The organism is Paraburkholderia sp. BR10937 (genome assembly GCF_040965695.1).
In the GTDB taxonomy this organism is placed as follows: Bacteria; Pseudomonadota; Gammaproteobacteria; order Burkholderiales; family Burkholderiaceae; genus Paraburkholderia.
On sequence record NZ_JBFRCL010000028.1, the window covers coordinates 73144 to 88660 of the forward strand.

The window sequence follows — 15517 nt, forward strand, 5'->3', positions numbered from 1 at the left end:
CTTGCGACTAGTCTTTAACGATTCCAAACGGACGAACGGTCCGGCCCGTGACTGGTGCACCGCACCGCGCCGCGCAGCCGGCCTCGAAGGAGACAGAGATGGAACTCGAAACCCGCACCATGGCGCGCGTGATGGCCAGGCTCGTGCCGTTTCTGATCGTTTGCTATTTCGTGGCGTATCTCGATCGGGTCAACGTCGGCTTTGCTGCACTGCAGATGAACAAGGCACTCAATCTTTCCGCGAGCGCGTTCGGCTTTGGCGCAGGGATCTTCTTCATTGCCTATTTCTTCTTCGAGGTGCCGTCGAACCTGCTGCTGGAACGTTTCGGCGCAAGGCGCTGGATCGCGCGCATCATGTTTACGTGGGGCATTATCGCGGGCGCAATGGCGTTCATTCCGGACCTCGCCCGCATCACCGGCATGTCGAACGCGCACGTATTCTATGGACTGCGTATCTTGCTCGGCATCGCCGAGGCGGGTTTCTTCCCCGGCATCATCTTTCTGCTGACACTTTGGTTTCCCGCCAAATACCGCGCGCGCGTGGTGGGCTATTTCATGGCGGCCATTCCCTTGTCGACGGTGATCGGCGGCCCGGTTTCCGGCTCGCTGCTTTCGCTCGACGGCAGAGGGGGGCTGGCGGGCTGGCAGTGGGTCTACCTGATCGAGGCGATACCCGCGCTCGTGCTCTCTGTGTGCGTGCTGTTCTATCTGACCGACAAACCCGCCGACGCTCGCTGGCTCGCCGACGACGAGCGCCGCTGGCTCGTCGATCGCCAGGCGCAGGAGCGCCGTCATCGCGAGAAGGTGCGCACGTTCAGCGTGCTGGAGGCGCTCATCAATCCGCGCGTGCTGGCGGTCGCGCTGATCTATTTCGGTGCGAACGCAACGAATTACGGCCTGAGCTTCTTCCTGCCGCAGATCGTCAAGGCGTTCGGACTCACGAATGTGCAGACGGGCTTCGTGACTGCGCTGCCCTACGCGGTAGGCGTCGTTTCGATGGTGCTGTGGGGGCGGCATTCCGACCGCCGGCTGGAACGCAAGCGTCACGTCGCATTTGCGCTCGCCGTTGCGGCCGCCGGGATTGCGGCTGCTGCGGGACTCGACAACCCCGTGCTCAAGATGCTGGCGCTTTCCATCGCGGGCTTCGGTATTTTCGGTTGCCTGCCGGTGATCTGGACGCTGCCGGCCGCGTTCCTTTCAGGCGCGGCCGCGGCCGGCGGCATTGCGGCCGTCAATTCGCTCGGCAATCTGGCGGGCTTTTTCGGCCCCTACGCGATGGGCTGGATCAAGGACAGCACTGGTGGCTTCGGCGCGGGCCTGCTATGTCTGGCGGGAGCCGGGCTCGTGGGCGCGGGCGCGGCGCTCGTCCTCCATCACAATCCGGCGCTGGAAAGGCTCGACGATGCGCCGCAACCCGAAACGCACGGCGAGGGCGGTGTGGTGAGGCAGTGAGCGGCGTCTATGGACGCTATTGGCTCATTTCAGGCGCGCCATCACGAGCGTCGTGACTTTTCGATAGACGCGCCTCGCCTGGGCCCACGACAACGCCAGCTCGATGAGCCGCCCGCGTGCATTGAGCACGACGATGCGCGATTCGTGCCTGGTTTCGCGATCCGCCCAACGCACCTTGTAGTCGCCATGCAGCGGCCGAAAGTCGAAATCGCGGTCATGGGCCTGGGCCCATTGCGCGATGAATTCGATCAGCAGGTTCCCCACCGAAAACACACTGAACGCCTCGTCATAGGTGGTGATCAAATACTCGACGCTGCGCGCGCCGACGAGATTGACCGATGCCGCCACCGGCTGCCCGTTGACCTGCACATAGGCGACGAGCGGCAGGGTGGTCAGGTCGGTTCGCTTCGCAAGCCCGATGAAGAAATCGCGTACGCGGTCGTCCATCAAATAGGGCGATTCGATGCCGCGCTTGAGCGCCCATTGGCGTTTGTTGGCGAATAGCCACCTCAATACGCGCTCGGTGTCCTCGGCGCTGTTGCACCACCCAAAACTGACTTCGCCTTCGCGCCGCAACCGCTTCGCGCTCGAACGCAGCGCGGCGCGCAGCGTCGAGTGCCGCGTTGCGAGGAAGTCGTTCCATGTGGGCGCGGCGCGCAGGTTGATCGAATAACCGGGCATCACGCGCCAGCGCTGCGGCAGCGCACGCTGCACCCAGGACTGCGGGGCGGCGTCGAGCGAGCGTTGCAGCGTGCTGCCGTTTTCGAGCATCGGAATGTGGAGCACGTCGGCGTGAATCCGCAAGACGGCCTTGACTGCCGCGTCGTAAAGTTCCGGGCGCCGGGTGTCGGCGATCAGCGGGCCGCCGTATTCCTCGCCGCATCCGCAGCCCAGCGCCTGGGCCGTTCGCCACGCGCCTTTGCGCGTGATGACGACGGGCCATAGCGCCAGAAGGTCACGCGCGTCGTGCACCGTCGCGACTTCGACCTTCGCGCCGCTTTTCAGCGCCGCCGCGACGGCTGCCTCGCAGTAGGCAAAACTGATGAAAGGCGAATACGCCTCGGTTCCGGATAAAAGCGCACGCCATTGGGGTTCGAATGCACGAAACGCGTCGACGGTCTCGCACGTGCGCAACGCGTAACGGAAGGAAGCGGCCGGCGACGACTCGTATATCGCCACGACGGAGGTCGGCACTTGCGTCTCCTGAATGAATTCGTGGTGCTTGTGATTCAGCCTTCAATGGAAGTGCTGAGGCGGTCTTTCGTCGTAATGCGGCGATTGCGGTCCGCGAATGTGTCAGGGCGCGCGCCGCGCACGCTTTGCCAGACGACGACGTTTTCGTGGTCCTCGGGTCCGAAGCCGACTTCGTCGTGATCGTACGGAAATACGCCGGCGAACCAGCGCTGCAACTGGCGGGAGCCGTCGAAGACTTCGCCGCACACGGGGTTATCGTAGACGATGAAAAGATGTTCGATGGTGCCGCTCGCGAGGCCCGCTTCGAGTTTCTCGAGCAGCGACGCCATCAGTTCCGGCCCGAATGGATTGAACAGGAAGACGACTACCTTGCCCGCCGGCACTTTCAGATCGGCGACATTGGCGTGCAACGCGCGAATGGGCGGCCGTTGCGGAAAGCGCCGCGCCATGACGGCCGCGTTCGCGTTTGCCGTTCGCACGAGGTCCGCGCTGATGTCGTAGCCTAGCGCCAAAGAGAACGGATACTCGGAGGCGACGATCATCGGCCGGCCTTTACCGCAACCGATGTCCATGAACGTATAGCCGGTGATATCGCCGAGGGTGTCCAGCGCGCGGCGGATGATGGTCGGCTGCGAGCCCATGTATGGCCTGAGCTGGACGGCGAGATCGGCGTCGCGCTGCAGCGCGTTGGAGTCGACCAGTCCGCTCGTGTTCGTGCCGTACAGGAGATCGATGGGGTGGCGCCGCAGGCAGCCGGAATACACCGCGCGCAATACCGGAACGCGAATGCAGATGCGCCGTATCGGCGGGATGAACATTGCGCGCTGTACGCCGTCGGGCAACCGGGCCACTACATTCAGCAACGGTTGCTTCAGTGCGCGTCCGAGCGCGAATCGGGGGCCGCCGTGTGTCGTTGTTCGCATGGATCGATGCGCTGTGAACCTTCTGGACAGGAATTGCGATTCGTCATGATCGCGCGGTGCGTCGCCAGGTCGCCGCCATTCATCGGTTGTATTTCGACAAAAAGGCCCGAATTCGTGGCTTACTAACGAGTGTCATATGGCCGGCGTAATGTGGTCAGCAGAGAGCCAGATCGTCGTGGGTGGCGTGCCCTTTTTCCCGTCGTCCGGCGAAAGCGCTTTCATGGCGACTGCCTCAATACTCTCCCTGATGTTTCCGCCTTTATTTCCGTGCCTTAATGAGCGTTCTCGCCTGGTTCGGTGGGAGTCATGCTCCGGCTTCGCAAGGTTTCGGTGCAGGTGGGTCCCCAGGTTTTTGTCTACGCAATACCCAACTGGAAGAGGCGAGACGATGAACGCGCGAATGGATGCTGAAGCGCGCCGCAAGCGGTATGCAATGCACCGCCTTGGCCTGGCAATGAAGCGGCTGATGAATGCCGAAGCAGAACCCGAAACGATGATGGCGACGCGCTGGGTGAATGCCTGGAGCGCTTCCGTCGGCGAGCGGTGGTTCGCGGCAAGCCCGTATGGCAGGCTGAGTCAGGCGGCGTTAATGCGTGCCCCGTCAAAAGGCGCGACAGGTTCCCGTAATGTACTGAAATCGGGACGGCAATCGTCAATATGAAACAAAACGCATATTTAATTGACCAATGGGGCCGCGAAACGATATTGTCATAATTTAGACATTTCCGCGTTTACCTTGGCTCTTGCAGAATACGAAACCACCCATCCCCTGAGCGTCGAACTGGATGGCGTGAACTACGCGGGTGCTTACCGCGTCATGGCCGGAAGTGTCATCGTCTACTTCGAAAACGAAATCAAGTTCGCGCAGTATGGAACGAATCGTCCGGAGATCATCGCGCGCTGGGTGTTGACGGACCTTTGCCGTAAATCCGATTCCCGCCGGCGCAAAGCAGGCAAGCGTTGATTCGTGCGCGTGGCATCGACATGACGCCACGATTTCCTGCAGCGTATGTGGACGCTACTGCGTGCTAACGGTTTTGGGCGCGACGTCGTTGCTTTTATCGTCGTGCCATAGCGCGCGGATTTTCGTCACGACCACGGCAGGCAGCGGAATATAGTCCAGTGCCTGAATCGTCGGCTCGCCGTGCGTGAGCGCCCAGTCGAAAAACTTCAGCGTTTCAGCGTTGCGCGTCGAGTCTTCCGGTGTCGCCTGCAACAGCACGTAGGTCGCGCCCATCACGGGCCATGCGTCCTTGCCCGGCTGATTGGTGAGCACCTGAAAGAGCGAGCTTGACCAGTCCGCATTCGCGGCCGCCGCGCTGAAACTCTCGATGCCCGGCTCCACGACTGCGCCTGCCGCGTTGGTCATGGCCGTGTAGGTCAGATGATTCTGCTTCGTGAAGTCCCACGCGACATAGCCAATCGCGCCGGGCAGGTAGCCCACGAACGTCGCGACGCCTTCGTTACCCTTGCCACCTATCCCCAGGGGCCAGTGAACACTGGTGCCTTCGCCGACTTTGCGTTTCCATTCGGGGCTCACCTGCGAGAGATAGTGCGTCCAGATCAGCGTCGTGCCCGAGCCATCCAGACGCCGCACGACCGCGATCGGCGTGTCGGGCATCTTGATCTTCGGATTGAGCCGCGCGATGGCCGGGTCGTCCCAGTACAGGATCTTGCCGAGAAAGATCTGGCCCAGCACCTCGCCGTCCAGCATCAGCTGCCCGGCCTTGATGCCCGGAAGATTCACGACCGGAACCACGCCGCCGATCGCGGTGGGAAACTGCCGCAAGCCGTCCTTGCTCAATTGCTCGCTCGTGAGCGGGGCATCGGAGCCGGCGAAGTCGACCGTGTGCGCGACGATCTGCTTGATGCCGTCGGTGGAGCCGGTGCTGCGGTAGATCACCTTGCCGCCGCCGGACTTCTGGTAGGCGGTGGCCCAGTGGCTGTAGAGGGGCGCGGCGAGCGTGCTGCCGCATCCGGTCACGCCGTCGGCGCGGGCCGACAACGTGCAAACGCCGCAAACGAGCGCGGCAATCAGGGGGCGTAATGGTCTCACGAGCCTCTCCCGTTATTCATGTTCTCTGGGGAAGTCGCGGAGTCTGTATGGTCCGCGTACTGTCAATTACAGGATGGTGACAGGCAGGATTCAAATTGAATCGTGCTATCGTGCGGCGGTTTTATGACGAAGCGTTGCGTCTGTATGCGCGAATAGATGATGAGGATAACAAACGAAATCTCCCGCATCGGAAAACAGGCTGAGCCGGTCGATTTCCGCTGAGGAAATCGCGTGAACGAAGCCGCATTGCCTGCAACGAATCTTTCACAAAATTTCGCTACGGTAAGCGGGATTGACCCCAAGTTCGTCTTGACAAAACGCTTGTAAATCCTTTCGGAGACGCTACAGATGGCCATCAATACCCTTCGCCCGGCATTTTGCGGCGCCTGTTTTGCCGCGCGTCCTTCCCGTCTTGCCATTGCCGCCGCTCTGGTTTGCGCCAGTGCAGGCGCAGCCGCTGCCTCGCACGACACCGACGCATTTCTCGGTGGTTCGGGCCTGCTCGTCGTGAGCCGCAGCGTCTATGACAATGTGTCGGGCAACGTTACCCCCGGCATGACGCTGCCGCCCAATTGCAATAGCGCGCAGGCGAGCTGCCCCACGGGCGGCGCGCCCACGGACGGCACCTATCCGGCAGTCTGGAACAACGCGCTCTACGATCCGAGCTTCGGCATCACGGCGCGCATTTTCCTCGACATCATTACGCCGGGCGGCCAGGTCGTGCACACGCTGGAAGTGCCCAACAGTCTGCATCCGGGCCATGGCCACGACCAGCTCGTGACGAGCTTCAGCTCCAAGTCCGAACTCGCGCTCAACCTCTCGAGCGACGGCCGCTACCTGACGTTCATGGGCTACGTTGCGCCGGTCAACACGGTCGACGTATCGAACTCGAACACGCCGGGCGCGATCGATCCGACGAATCCGGACGGGCAGTCGTTCTATCGCGCGGTGGCGCGGCTCGATGCCGAAGGGCGCTTCTCGTTTACGGAGACGAATGCATACAGCGGCAATAACGGCCGCGCCGCATTGCTCAACAACGGCAAGGACGACGGCGAAGGCAACGGCTTTTACTACACGGTGGGCAACGCAGGCAACGGATCGAACCCGCAGCCGGCAGGCGTGATTCTCGGGGCGGGTGCGCAATTCATTGCGGCGACGCACCAGCATGAGGCGCAGCAAACGCCGGGCACGCCCACGCCGCTCGCGAGCTTCTCTGTCACGCAACTCGGTGCGAAGGCCGACAAGGTGGGCAAGGACGACAACTACCGCGGGCTCACCGTCTTCAACAACGTGGTGTACTTCACGAAGGGCAGCGGCAGCAACGGCGTGAACACGGTGTATTTCGTCGACACCACGGGCAAGGCGTGCCCCTCGGGCGGCGTAGGCGTGCCGGTGGCGGGCGCGAAACTGCCGTCCAACCCGCTTGCGTACGACGCCTCAACGGTGACGACCAGCGGCTTGCCGAGCAACGTATGCGTGCTCGCGGGCTTCCCGGCTACGCCGAACAAGACCGCGACGACGCTCTCGTACCCGTTCGGCCTGTGGTTCGCCGACGCGAATACGCTCTATGTGGCCGACGAGGGCGATGGTTATTCGGGCGGCACGGACCTGTACACGCACGCCGCGCAGCAGACTGGCGCGGGCCTGCAGAAGTGGGTGTACAACGCCGGAACGAAGTCGTGGAAGCTCGCCTACACGCTCCAGAACGGCCTGAATCTGGGGACTTCGTACACCGTGGCCGGTTATCCGATGGGCACGAACAGCGCGACCGGCCTGCCGTGGTCGCCCGCCACCGACGGCCTGCGTAACATCACGGGCCACGTCGGCCAGGACGGCACGGTCACGATCTGGGCGATCACCTCGACGGTGAGCGGCAACGGCGATCAGGGCGCGGACCCGAATCGCCTCGTCGCCGTGCGCGACGTGCTGCGCAACACCACGGCCTCGGGTGTTGCGAACGAGCGCTTCGTGACGCTGCGCGATGCGGGCTTCGGCGAAGTGCTGCGTGGGGTGTCGCTTGCGCCGGGCAGCCAGTTCGGCAAGTGGTTCTGATTGCTGTGTAGTCTTCCGGGAACGGCCGGGCGCGCGTAGCGCCCGGCCGTTTTTTTCTCATCGCGGCGTGCGCGCTACTGGCTGTTGAAGTTCGCAACGAGTGGGCCGAACACGTCGCTCAACGCGGTCGTGCCGAAGCGCCGCTCGCTGCGGCTCGCTTCGACGTCGATGCGGCCGGTGTTGTAAACGTCGTACAGTTCGGTGATGAGCCGGCCGTGCTTCTCGCTGAGTCCGGCTTCGAGAAGCATGGGTGCCCACGCTTCGCGCGGCAGCGCATGAGGCGTGATCGTGCGGCCGCTCGCAACGCTCAGTGCCGCCGCGATGTCGTTCACGCCGACCCTCTGGGGTCCTTCAATGCTCACGATTCTCGGCGCGCCGGACTGATGCGATTCGAGCAGCAGCCCGGCGCTCGCTGCGCCGACGTCCTGTGCGGCGACCGTGGGAAAGCGGCGCTCCAATGGCAGATGGAGGCTCGGCAGCGTACCGGTTGCGAGCGCGCCGGGAATGAACGCTGCCCAGTTCTGCATATGTTCCGCCGAGCGCAGCAACACCAGTTTCGTAGCAATGGGCTTCAGCTGCTTTTCCAGGTAGTGATAGAGCCGCGTGATGCCCGTATTCACCGGCAATTCCGCGCCATAGTCGGAAATGGCGAGCAGTGTGGCGGGCGGGTTTTCGCGCAAGGCGTCGGTCGCGACGTCGATCATCGTGCGCATCGTCGCTTCGGGATCCGTATCACCGGATGGAACGGGGCATAGCAACTGAACGGCGTGAGCGCCCTTGATCGCGGCCGCGACCGATTGCGCGTCGGTCAGATCCGCGAGCGTGATTTCGCAGCCCAGCGCCGCGAGACTCTCGCCCTGGCGAGCGTGGTGCACCACGGCGCGCACGGGCTTGCCCGCACGGCGCAACGCGGCGGCGGTGACACGCCCGGCTTTTCCTGATGCTCCAAAAATCACGAACATGATCGCTTCCTCCTGGTGTGCGTGGTCTGCGTCATCGTAGGCAGACGCACCCCGCATGGCGCGCAGGAACGGATGGCGTTGCGCGGAAACGGATGATTGAATACGTCTACCATTGCGCGGTGCGCGAGCGTGGCCGTAATCCAGTAAACTGGCCGCAAACATCGCACGAATTCCCGCACGGCTTGAGCGTCGAAAAGGATTGCTATGAGCGCACTGACTGCAGATTCGAACCGGCACGCTGGAACGAGCGTCATCCTGCGTTCGAGCGCCGGATTGGGCTGGCAGGGCGGTGGCGCCGAACTGCTGCGTGTGAGTGCGGGGCAGCATCGCTTTCCCGCGATGGCGTATCACCGCATCGGCATTCATGTCGGCATGCCGGTGCGTGCGCGATGCGCGTGCGACGGCCGGCGCCAATCGCGGCTTCAGGCGCACGGCGATGCGGATGTGGTGCCCGCCGGGGTCGAAGGCGAATGGACCGATGACGCGGACTGCACGATTCTGCGCGTGTGGTTCGACGACCGCTTCGTGCGATCGATTGCGGAACAGATGGAGAACCCGCAGGGTAAGCGCGAGATCCGGCCGTATCTCCAGTTGCGCGACCCGCGCATCAATTCGCTGGCGGGCGCGCTGCTGGCCGAGATCGATGCGGGAACGGCTTGCGATCCGCTATTCGCCGAGAGCATTTCCACGGCGATGGTCGTGCGGCTGCTCGGTGGCACGGGCGCATCAGAAGGCCGGGGCGCAGCCGTGCTTGCGGCACACAAGGCGGCACGCGTGACCGACTACATCGAGAGCCATCTCGATCAACGCCTCACGCTCGGCGAACTCGCCGCGCTCGCCGACCTGAGCGTGCCGCATTTCAAGGCCCTGTTTCGCGAAACGCTGGGCATGCCGGTGCATCAATATGTCGTGCGGCGGCGTGTCGAACGCGCGCGGGCGCTGCTCATCGAAGGCAAACTCAGCCTGAGCCAGGTGGCGCTCGAAGCGGGGTTCGCGCATCAAAGCCATATGGCGCACTGGATGACGCGGCTTCTCGGCGTCACGCCGCGCGCGTTCGCGAAGGGTTCGTGAACGCGGCGAGATCGTGCGGCGTTGAATCGCCGCGGCTGCGCACGTTACCGGTTGACGTCCACCACGAGCCGCCCGCGCACATGTCCGGCGAGCAGATCGCTCGCGGCCGCAATGGCCTCGGCCAGGCCGATCTCTCGCGTGATCGTGTCGAGCTGCTTCAGATCGAGCGTCTCTCCCAACGCGTGCCACGCCTGCTGCCGCTGCGCAAACGGACGCGTGACGCTATTGATGCCGAGGAGGCTCACGCCGCGCAGAATGAATGGCGCGACCGTCGCGGGGAGATCCATGCCTTGTGCGAGGCCACAGGCAGCCACCGCTCCATCCGCGCGCAGGCTCGCGCAGACATTGGCCAGCGTGTGGCCGCCAACCGAATCGATTGCGGCGGCCCAGCGTTCTTTTTGCAGCGGGCGGCCCGGCTCCGATAGCGAGGCGCGGTCGATGACTTCGACGGCGCCGAGCTGCTGCAGATACTCGGCCTCTTGCAGCCTGCCGGTCGACGCCACGACGCGATAGCCTCGGCGCGTGAGCAGTGCGATGGCAAAGCTGCCCACGCCGCCGCTCGCGCCCGTGACGAGCACGTCGCCGTGCGCGGGCGTGATGCCGTGCCGTTCCAGCGCGAGAATGCAGAGCATGGCCGTGTATCCGGCCGTGCCGACGGCCATCGTTTGCCGCGGCGTGAAGCCCGCCGGCAGCGGAATGAGCCAGTCGCCCTTGACGCGCGCCTTCTGCGCCAGGCCGCCCCAATGTTGTTCGCCAACGCCCCAACCGTTGAGTACGACCGCTTCGCCCGCTGCGTAGGCAGGGTTCGCGCTTTGCGCGACCGTCCCCGCGAAATCGATGCCCGGAACCATGGGAAAGCTGCGCACGACCGGGCCTTTGCCCGTGATCGCGAGGCCGTCCTTGTAGTTCAGCGTGCTGTAGCCGACGTCGACGAGCACGTCGCCTTCCGGCAGGCGCGCGTCGTCGAGTTCGGCAATGCGCGCTTCATACGATCCGGATTCCTTATCAACGAGAATGGCCTTGAACATAATGGATCCTGCTCCTGAAACAGTGGACGGTTAGCGTTGCCGCAGCCTCACGCGCGCGGCAACCCCGCGATGAAACCTCTAAAAAATGTGTCGAGTGGAGCGGCGCTGCGCACGAGCCTCGCGCGCAGCACGGCGCCTTCCCAGCCTATCCAGAAGAAAGCGGCCAGTGACGCAAGGTCGACCCGCTTTGCGAGTACGCCTTCGCGCTGGGCCTCGCGCAGGCACGCCACGATGCGCGCTTGCCAGCCCTCCAGAATGCGTTCGAGCGTTTCGCGGAAGTCGTCGGGCAGGATGTCCACTTCCACGCCGAGGTTGCCGACGAGGCAGCCGCGTGTATAGCGGTGGCGGGCCATGCCTTTGCTGGCGTCGTCAACGAAGGCGCCGAGCCGCTCCAGGGCAGGGCGCGTGTCGTCCTGCAGCCAGCGGTCGAGTTTCGCGCAGAAGTATGCGTCGTACGCGGTCATCAACTCGCGCCCGAAGGCTTCCTTGCTGTCGAAGTAGTGATAGAACGAGCCCTTGGGAATGTTCACCCGCTTGAGCACGGCATCCAGCCCCGTGGCCGCGAAGCTCTGTTCGGTCAGCATTTCCATGCCGGCGCGAATGAGCGATGTGCGTGTGTCGGCGTGCGCGCGCGGGTCTTTCGGCGGTCTGCCGCGACGCGGTTTGGCGATGGTCGGTTCCATGTCGCCGATATTAGACCGATCGTCTATAAAATTCAAGGGCGCCGTTGTGTTCGGGTTGCTAATGGGCCAGCGCTTCCAGTTCTCCCCGCAGCACACCCCACAACGTGCGGGCGGCCAGCAGGAGCAGCAGCGGCGTGACCGTCGCGAGCAGAAAGATCGCGATGCCATGCGTGATGGGGCCCGGCGCATGATCGGCGTAACGCTCGGCGCAACTCACCGAGCCCGCGAGCGGAAAGCTCACGGCCCACCACGAGAGCCGGAAAGGGCAGGTGATCGCGAGATAGCGCAACCGGCCGACGAGCACCGTGAGCAGAAACAGCGTGAGCATGTAGAGCGCGTCGGCGAAGCGGTCCACTTCGCCCGTCACGGTCACATAGGCCGAGAAGCCCACGGCGAACGGCGCGAGCAGAATGAGGAGCGTCGGCTGCAGATTGTTGGCCATGGGCTCCTCGAACATGAGACGCGAAAAAATCAGCGTGAAGAGCGGCACGGCGAAAAAGAGCCCCACGGCCAGCGCGAGCAGCAGGACGCCGCCCACGCCCGTGATCTGGATGGCGGGTGTGGCGAGCGGAATGTCGATGAGCCCGACGACGGGCACGATCCACGCGGGCGTGGCGTGGGACGGTTGCTGACGCTGACTGAGCCAGCGCATGATCACGAACCACGCAAACACGACCATGCCGATCGTGCCGACGATCCACACCGCGCGCGCGAACGGCACGCTCAAGTCGGCGAGCGGGATGGGCAGCAGAAGCAGGCTGATGAACAGGGTTCCAAAGAGATTGCCCGCGATGGGATGATTGAATTCGGCTTTCACGGCATCGGGGCCGGTAACCCATTTCACGGCGTAGCCGAAGCCGATCATCAGGAACGCCAGCACGGCGAGCACGCCGATCAACTGCGCGATCCACAGCGGCGTGCCGTACATGCGATGCGCGAGCCGCCATGCCGACGAGAGCCCGGCAAGCCCCATGACCGAGCCGAACAGCGCTACAGGCAGGTAACCGAGTCGTCCGGCTTGCGCGGTCGCCTTGGGGCTGCCAAATGAGGCCGGCGTATCGAGATCGCTCATGCGTGGCTCCTGGCCGTTTGAAAACACCGTGTTGGATGTTTTCAAATATCTGCAATGCGAAATATTCGTGGCGACTTCACGCCACACGCGATCATAACGGCCTGATCGCGTTGGCGCGCTTACGCGAGTTCGCGCGCCTTGATCGTGTCGCTGGCGCGCACGAAATTGCCGGCGCCCAGATGGTGGATCGTGTGCAGGTCCGCGTTGCTGCTGTCGAGTTCCCAGTGGCCATTGCGGAAAGCGCGCGGGTCGGCCGCGGCGGCGATCACTTCGGCGAAGCACGTATCGTAGGCGTCTTCGCTGTGCTGTTCGGGAATCAGGCGGCATTCCATCCACGCGGAGCAGCCTGCTTCGAGCAGGGGCATGCCGAGCTTCGGGCCCGTAATGGCGGCGATCTCGAAGCGCTGGAACTTGTCGGTCTCGCGGCCGCTTACGCTGCCCACGGCATAGGTCAGGTCGATTGCGGCGGCGCCCGGAATGATCACACCGAACGTGCCACTCGCGTTGATGAGTTCGCGCGTGAACGTGCGCTTGTCGATCACGATCGCGATGCGCGGTGGCGTGAATTCAACGGGCATCGACCACGCGGCCGCCATGATGTTGCGGCGCTCGCCGTCGCTGCTGGTGACGAGCACGGTGGGGCCGTGATTGACGAGGCGGCTCGCGTGTTCGAGCGCCACGGGCGTGAAAGTGGAGAGGGTTCGCATCGGGTGCTGGAATCGCTGTGAGTCGGAACCCGAGCGACTTTACCTCAGAAAGCTCAGGCGTGCGGCGAGACGCCGTCACGCTGGCGGCAAATTCGCCTGCAGATAAATCGACATCGGCGTTTGCAACGGCAGGCTCGCGGCTGCACCGCGGTTGTAGTGGGCGAGGATCACCTCCACGGCGCGCACGGCTTCGACGAATGGGCTTTGGTCCAGCACGGCGTCCATCACGCCTTCGGCAAGCAGCGAGCGGCTGATCGCGGTGAGTTCGTGGCCGATCAGGACGGTTGCGTGCTCACGCTTGAGTGCCTTCAGTGCGCGCACAATGCCTTCGTCGCCCACCGAAAGGTTGTAGATGCCGCGTAATGCCGGGTACTTTTTAAAGGCGTCGCGCGTGAGGCGTTCGGTCGAAGCGGCGTCCTCGCGGCTTTCCACCGTGGCCACGACTTCGCAGGCCGGAAAGCGGCTGCGCAGCGCCGAGCGGAATGCGCCGTCACGCTCTTCGTGGCCGAGGTAAGTGCGCAGGCCCGCGATCACCATGACCTGGCCGCCCGCATCGCCCAGAAAGCGGCCCATCAGTTCGCCCGCCGTGCGCCCCGCGCAGCGGTTGTCGATGCCCACGTAAGCGAGGCGGCCGGTGTCGGGCAGATCGCTCGCAATGGTGACGAGCGGCATCTTGCGCGCTACGCGCGAGAGCGCGTCCACCACCACGGGATGCTCGTACGCCACGACGATCATGGCGTCCGCTTTCTGCGCGGAGCGCTCGATTACGCGCGCGAGCGACTTCGGTTCGAGGTCGTCGAAGAACGTGAGTTGACACATCACGCGGTAGGTTTCGAATGACTTCTGCGCCAGTTCGAAGCCGTGACGCAAGGCGATGTAGTAGGGCGAATCGGGCTTCTGCGTGACGATGGCGATGCGCAGCCAGCGCACGGACACTTCGTCGAGCGCCCGATCCATCTTGAGCTTGCGCGCCCATTCGAGTACGCGCGCTTCCTTGTCGCGCGCCACGCCGCCTCGCCCGTTCAACACACGCTCGACCGTGGAATAGCTCACGCCCGAGGCCTTCGCGACGTCTTCCATCGTGGGTTTGCGTCTCGTGTTCATACGTGCTTTCCGTGCTTTTCATTAGAGGATTCGTTTTGAGGACTTCTCCTCAAGAATCCGTTTGAGAGCGGAAATTCATTCAACTACATTCTAAGCGTCCTGCACGGGCATCGACACTACCAAACTGGAGACCTCCCCATGAACATGACGAGATTTCGCGTGGGCCGCGTGTGCGCGGCTGCGCTCGTGGCAGTGGCGCTAGGTAGCGGATTCATGGCGCATACGGCGCGCGCCGAAGAGCGCTTCGTGATGGTGAGTCACGGCTCGGATTCGAACGTGTGGTGGAATACCGTGAAAAACGGCATGCGCGACGCGAGCGAAGATTTCGGCGTGCCTGTCGATTACCGCAATCCGCCCACCGGCGACACCGGCGACATGGTCCGCATACTCGAGCAGGCCTCGGCGCGCAATTACGCGGGCGTCATCACGACCGTGCCGAATCTGGAGATGATCCAGACGGGGCTGGCAGGCGTGAAAGCCAAGCACATTCCGCTCATCACGATCAACGGTGGCCCGGAGGCGGGCATGAAGCTCGGCGCGATCCTGCACATCGGTCAGCCCGAATACGAAGCCGGCAAGGCCGCGGGCGAGCGCGCGAAAGCGGCCGGCATTCACGACTTTCTCTGCGTGAATCACGGCGCGGACATCCAGGCGCTGTGGGACCGCTGCAAGGGCTTTGCCGACGCCATCGGCGCCGACTACAAGAAGTCCACGTTGGATAGCGGCGAAGACCCGACCGTCATCGAAAGCAAGGTGGCCGCCTTTCTGCGTTCGCATCCCAATACCCAGGCGATTCTCGCGCTCGGCCCCGATCAGGCCATGGGCGTGCTGCGCGGCGTGAACGACGCCGGCAAGGCCGGCAAGCCCTATGTCGCGACGTTCGATCTTTCGCCGGACATCCTCAAGGCGATTCAGGCTGGGCAGATCCAGTTCGCCATTGATCAGCAGCCCTATCTTCAGGGCTACCTCTCGGTGGCGGCCATGGCGATCGCGGTGCGCGACAAGACGAATGACGCGGCCCATATCGTCGCCGCGCTCAAGGTCGACAGGAAAGTCGCGGCGCATCTCGCGAAGTACGACCTCAAGCCCGTTTATACCGGTTCGACGGTGAGTTCCGGCCCGAGCTTCGTCACACGCGACAACCTCGCGCCTGTGCAGAAGTACGCGGGTTCGTACCGATGAAGGCAGGCATGGAAGAGACCCTCTCGCGCGGA

The 15517-nt window shown here is 63.7% G+C and carries 15 protein-coding genes; 6 read left to right on the top strand and 9 right to left on the bottom strand.

All coding sequences use genetic code 11. The features are described from left to right. Positions 1–98: 98 nt before the first annotated feature. Complete coding sequence (locus tag AB4Y44_RS23190; RefSeq protein WP_368700980.1) at positions 99–1451, top strand: MFS transporter; 1353 nt, start codon at positions 99–101, stop codon at positions 1449–1451. Between the two features lie 24 nt (positions 1452–1475). Here AB4Y44_RS23190 and AB4Y44_RS23195 read toward each other — a convergent pair whose 3' ends face one another. Both AB4Y44_RS23195 and AB4Y44_RS23200 read right to left on the bottom strand, forming a co-directional pair. Then, positions 1476–2645: a GNAT family N-acetyltransferase gene (locus AB4Y44_RS23195; RefSeq protein WP_342924847.1), complete on the bottom strand. Its 1170-nt coding sequence runs from the start codon at positions 2643–2645 to the stop codon at positions 1476–1478. Between the two features lie 35 nt (positions 2646–2680). Beyond that, positions 2681–3463: a class I SAM-dependent methyltransferase gene (locus tag AB4Y44_RS23200; RefSeq protein ID WP_368700981.1), complete on the bottom strand. Its 783-nt coding sequence runs from the start codon at positions 3461–3463 to the stop codon at positions 2681–2683. A gap of 493 nt (positions 3464–3956) precedes the next feature. Here AB4Y44_RS23200 and AB4Y44_RS23205 point away from each other — a divergent pair, with 493 nt between their 5' ends. Continuing rightward, positions 3957–4229, top strand: coding sequence for a hypothetical protein (locus AB4Y44_RS23205; protein ID WP_368700982.1), 273 nt, complete (start codon positions 3957–3959; stop codon positions 4227–4229). Between the two features lie 18 nt (positions 4230–4247). Further along, a complete protein-coding gene (locus tag AB4Y44_RS23210) occupies positions 4248–4532 on the top strand; it encodes a hypothetical protein (RefSeq protein ID WP_368700983.1) in 285 nt (94 codons plus the stop codon). Positions 4533–4586: 54 nt separating this feature from the next. On the opposite strand, the gene pstS is transcribed toward AB4Y44_RS23210, so the two are convergent. After that, on the bottom strand, positions 4587–5624 hold the full coding sequence (gene pstS / locus AB4Y44_RS23215) for a phosphate ABC transporter substrate-binding protein PstS (protein ID WP_342924850.1): 1038 nt from the start codon (positions 5622–5624) through the stop codon (positions 4587–4589). A 348-nt stretch (positions 5625–5972) separates the two neighbouring features. Here pstS and AB4Y44_RS23220 point away from each other — a divergent pair, with 348 nt between their 5' ends. Then, positions 5973–7676 (top strand): hypothetical protein, encoded by a 1704-nt coding sequence (locus AB4Y44_RS23220; RefSeq protein ID WP_368700984.1) that lies wholly within the window; start codon positions 5973–5975, stop codon positions 7674–7676. Between the two features lie 74 nt (positions 7677–7750). Here AB4Y44_RS23220 and AB4Y44_RS23225 read toward each other — a convergent pair whose 3' ends face one another. After that, positions 7751–8638, bottom strand: a complete 888-nt coding sequence (locus tag AB4Y44_RS23225) for an NAD(P)H-binding protein (RefSeq protein WP_368700985.1) — start codon at positions 8636–8638, stop codon at positions 7751–7753. Between the two features lie 204 nt (positions 8639–8842). On the opposite strand from AB4Y44_RS23225, the gene AB4Y44_RS23230 reads away from it, so the two are divergent. Further along, positions 8843–9709, top strand: a complete 867-nt coding sequence (locus AB4Y44_RS23230; protein WP_368700986.1) for a helix-turn-helix domain-containing protein — start codon at positions 8843–8845, stop codon at positions 9707–9709. A 44-nt stretch (positions 9710–9753) separates the two neighbouring features. Here AB4Y44_RS23230 and AB4Y44_RS23235 read toward each other — a convergent pair whose 3' ends face one another. From AB4Y44_RS23235 to AB4Y44_RS23255, 5 genes are all read right to left on the bottom strand, one after another. Next, positions 9754–10737 carry an MDR family oxidoreductase gene (locus tag AB4Y44_RS23235; RefSeq protein ID WP_368700987.1) on the bottom strand — a complete coding sequence of 328 codons (984 nt, stop codon included), beginning with the start codon at positions 10735–10737 and terminating at the stop codon, positions 9754–9756. A gap of 47 nt (positions 10738–10784) precedes the next feature. Then, entirely contained in the window at positions 10785–11420 is a 636-nt protein-coding gene (locus tag AB4Y44_RS23240) for a TetR/AcrR family transcriptional regulator (protein WP_342924855.1), read from the bottom strand. Between the two features lie 58 nt (positions 11421–11478). After that, positions 11479–12492 carry an SLAC1 anion channel family protein gene (locus AB4Y44_RS23245; protein WP_368700988.1) on the bottom strand — a complete coding sequence of 338 codons (1014 nt, stop codon included), beginning with the start codon at positions 12490–12492 and terminating at the stop codon, positions 11479–11481. A gap of 119 nt (positions 12493–12611) precedes the next feature. Next, positions 12612–13199, bottom strand: a complete 588-nt coding sequence (locus AB4Y44_RS23250; RefSeq protein ID WP_368700989.1) for a flavin reductase family protein — start codon at positions 13197–13199, stop codon at positions 12612–12614. Between the two features lie 75 nt (positions 13200–13274). Continuing rightward, positions 13275–14303: a LacI family DNA-binding transcriptional regulator gene (locus tag AB4Y44_RS23255; RefSeq protein ID WP_368700990.1), complete on the bottom strand. Its 1029-nt coding sequence runs from the start codon at positions 14301–14303 to the stop codon at positions 13275–13277. Positions 14304–14441: 138 nt separating this feature from the next. Between AB4Y44_RS23255 and AB4Y44_RS23260 the strand changes: the two genes are divergently transcribed. Further along, on the top strand, positions 14442–15485 hold the full coding sequence (locus AB4Y44_RS23260) for a sugar ABC transporter substrate-binding protein (protein ID WP_368700991.1): 1044 nt from the start codon (positions 14442–14444) through the stop codon (positions 15483–15485). The last annotated feature ends 32 nt before the right edge of the window (positions 15486–15517 follow it).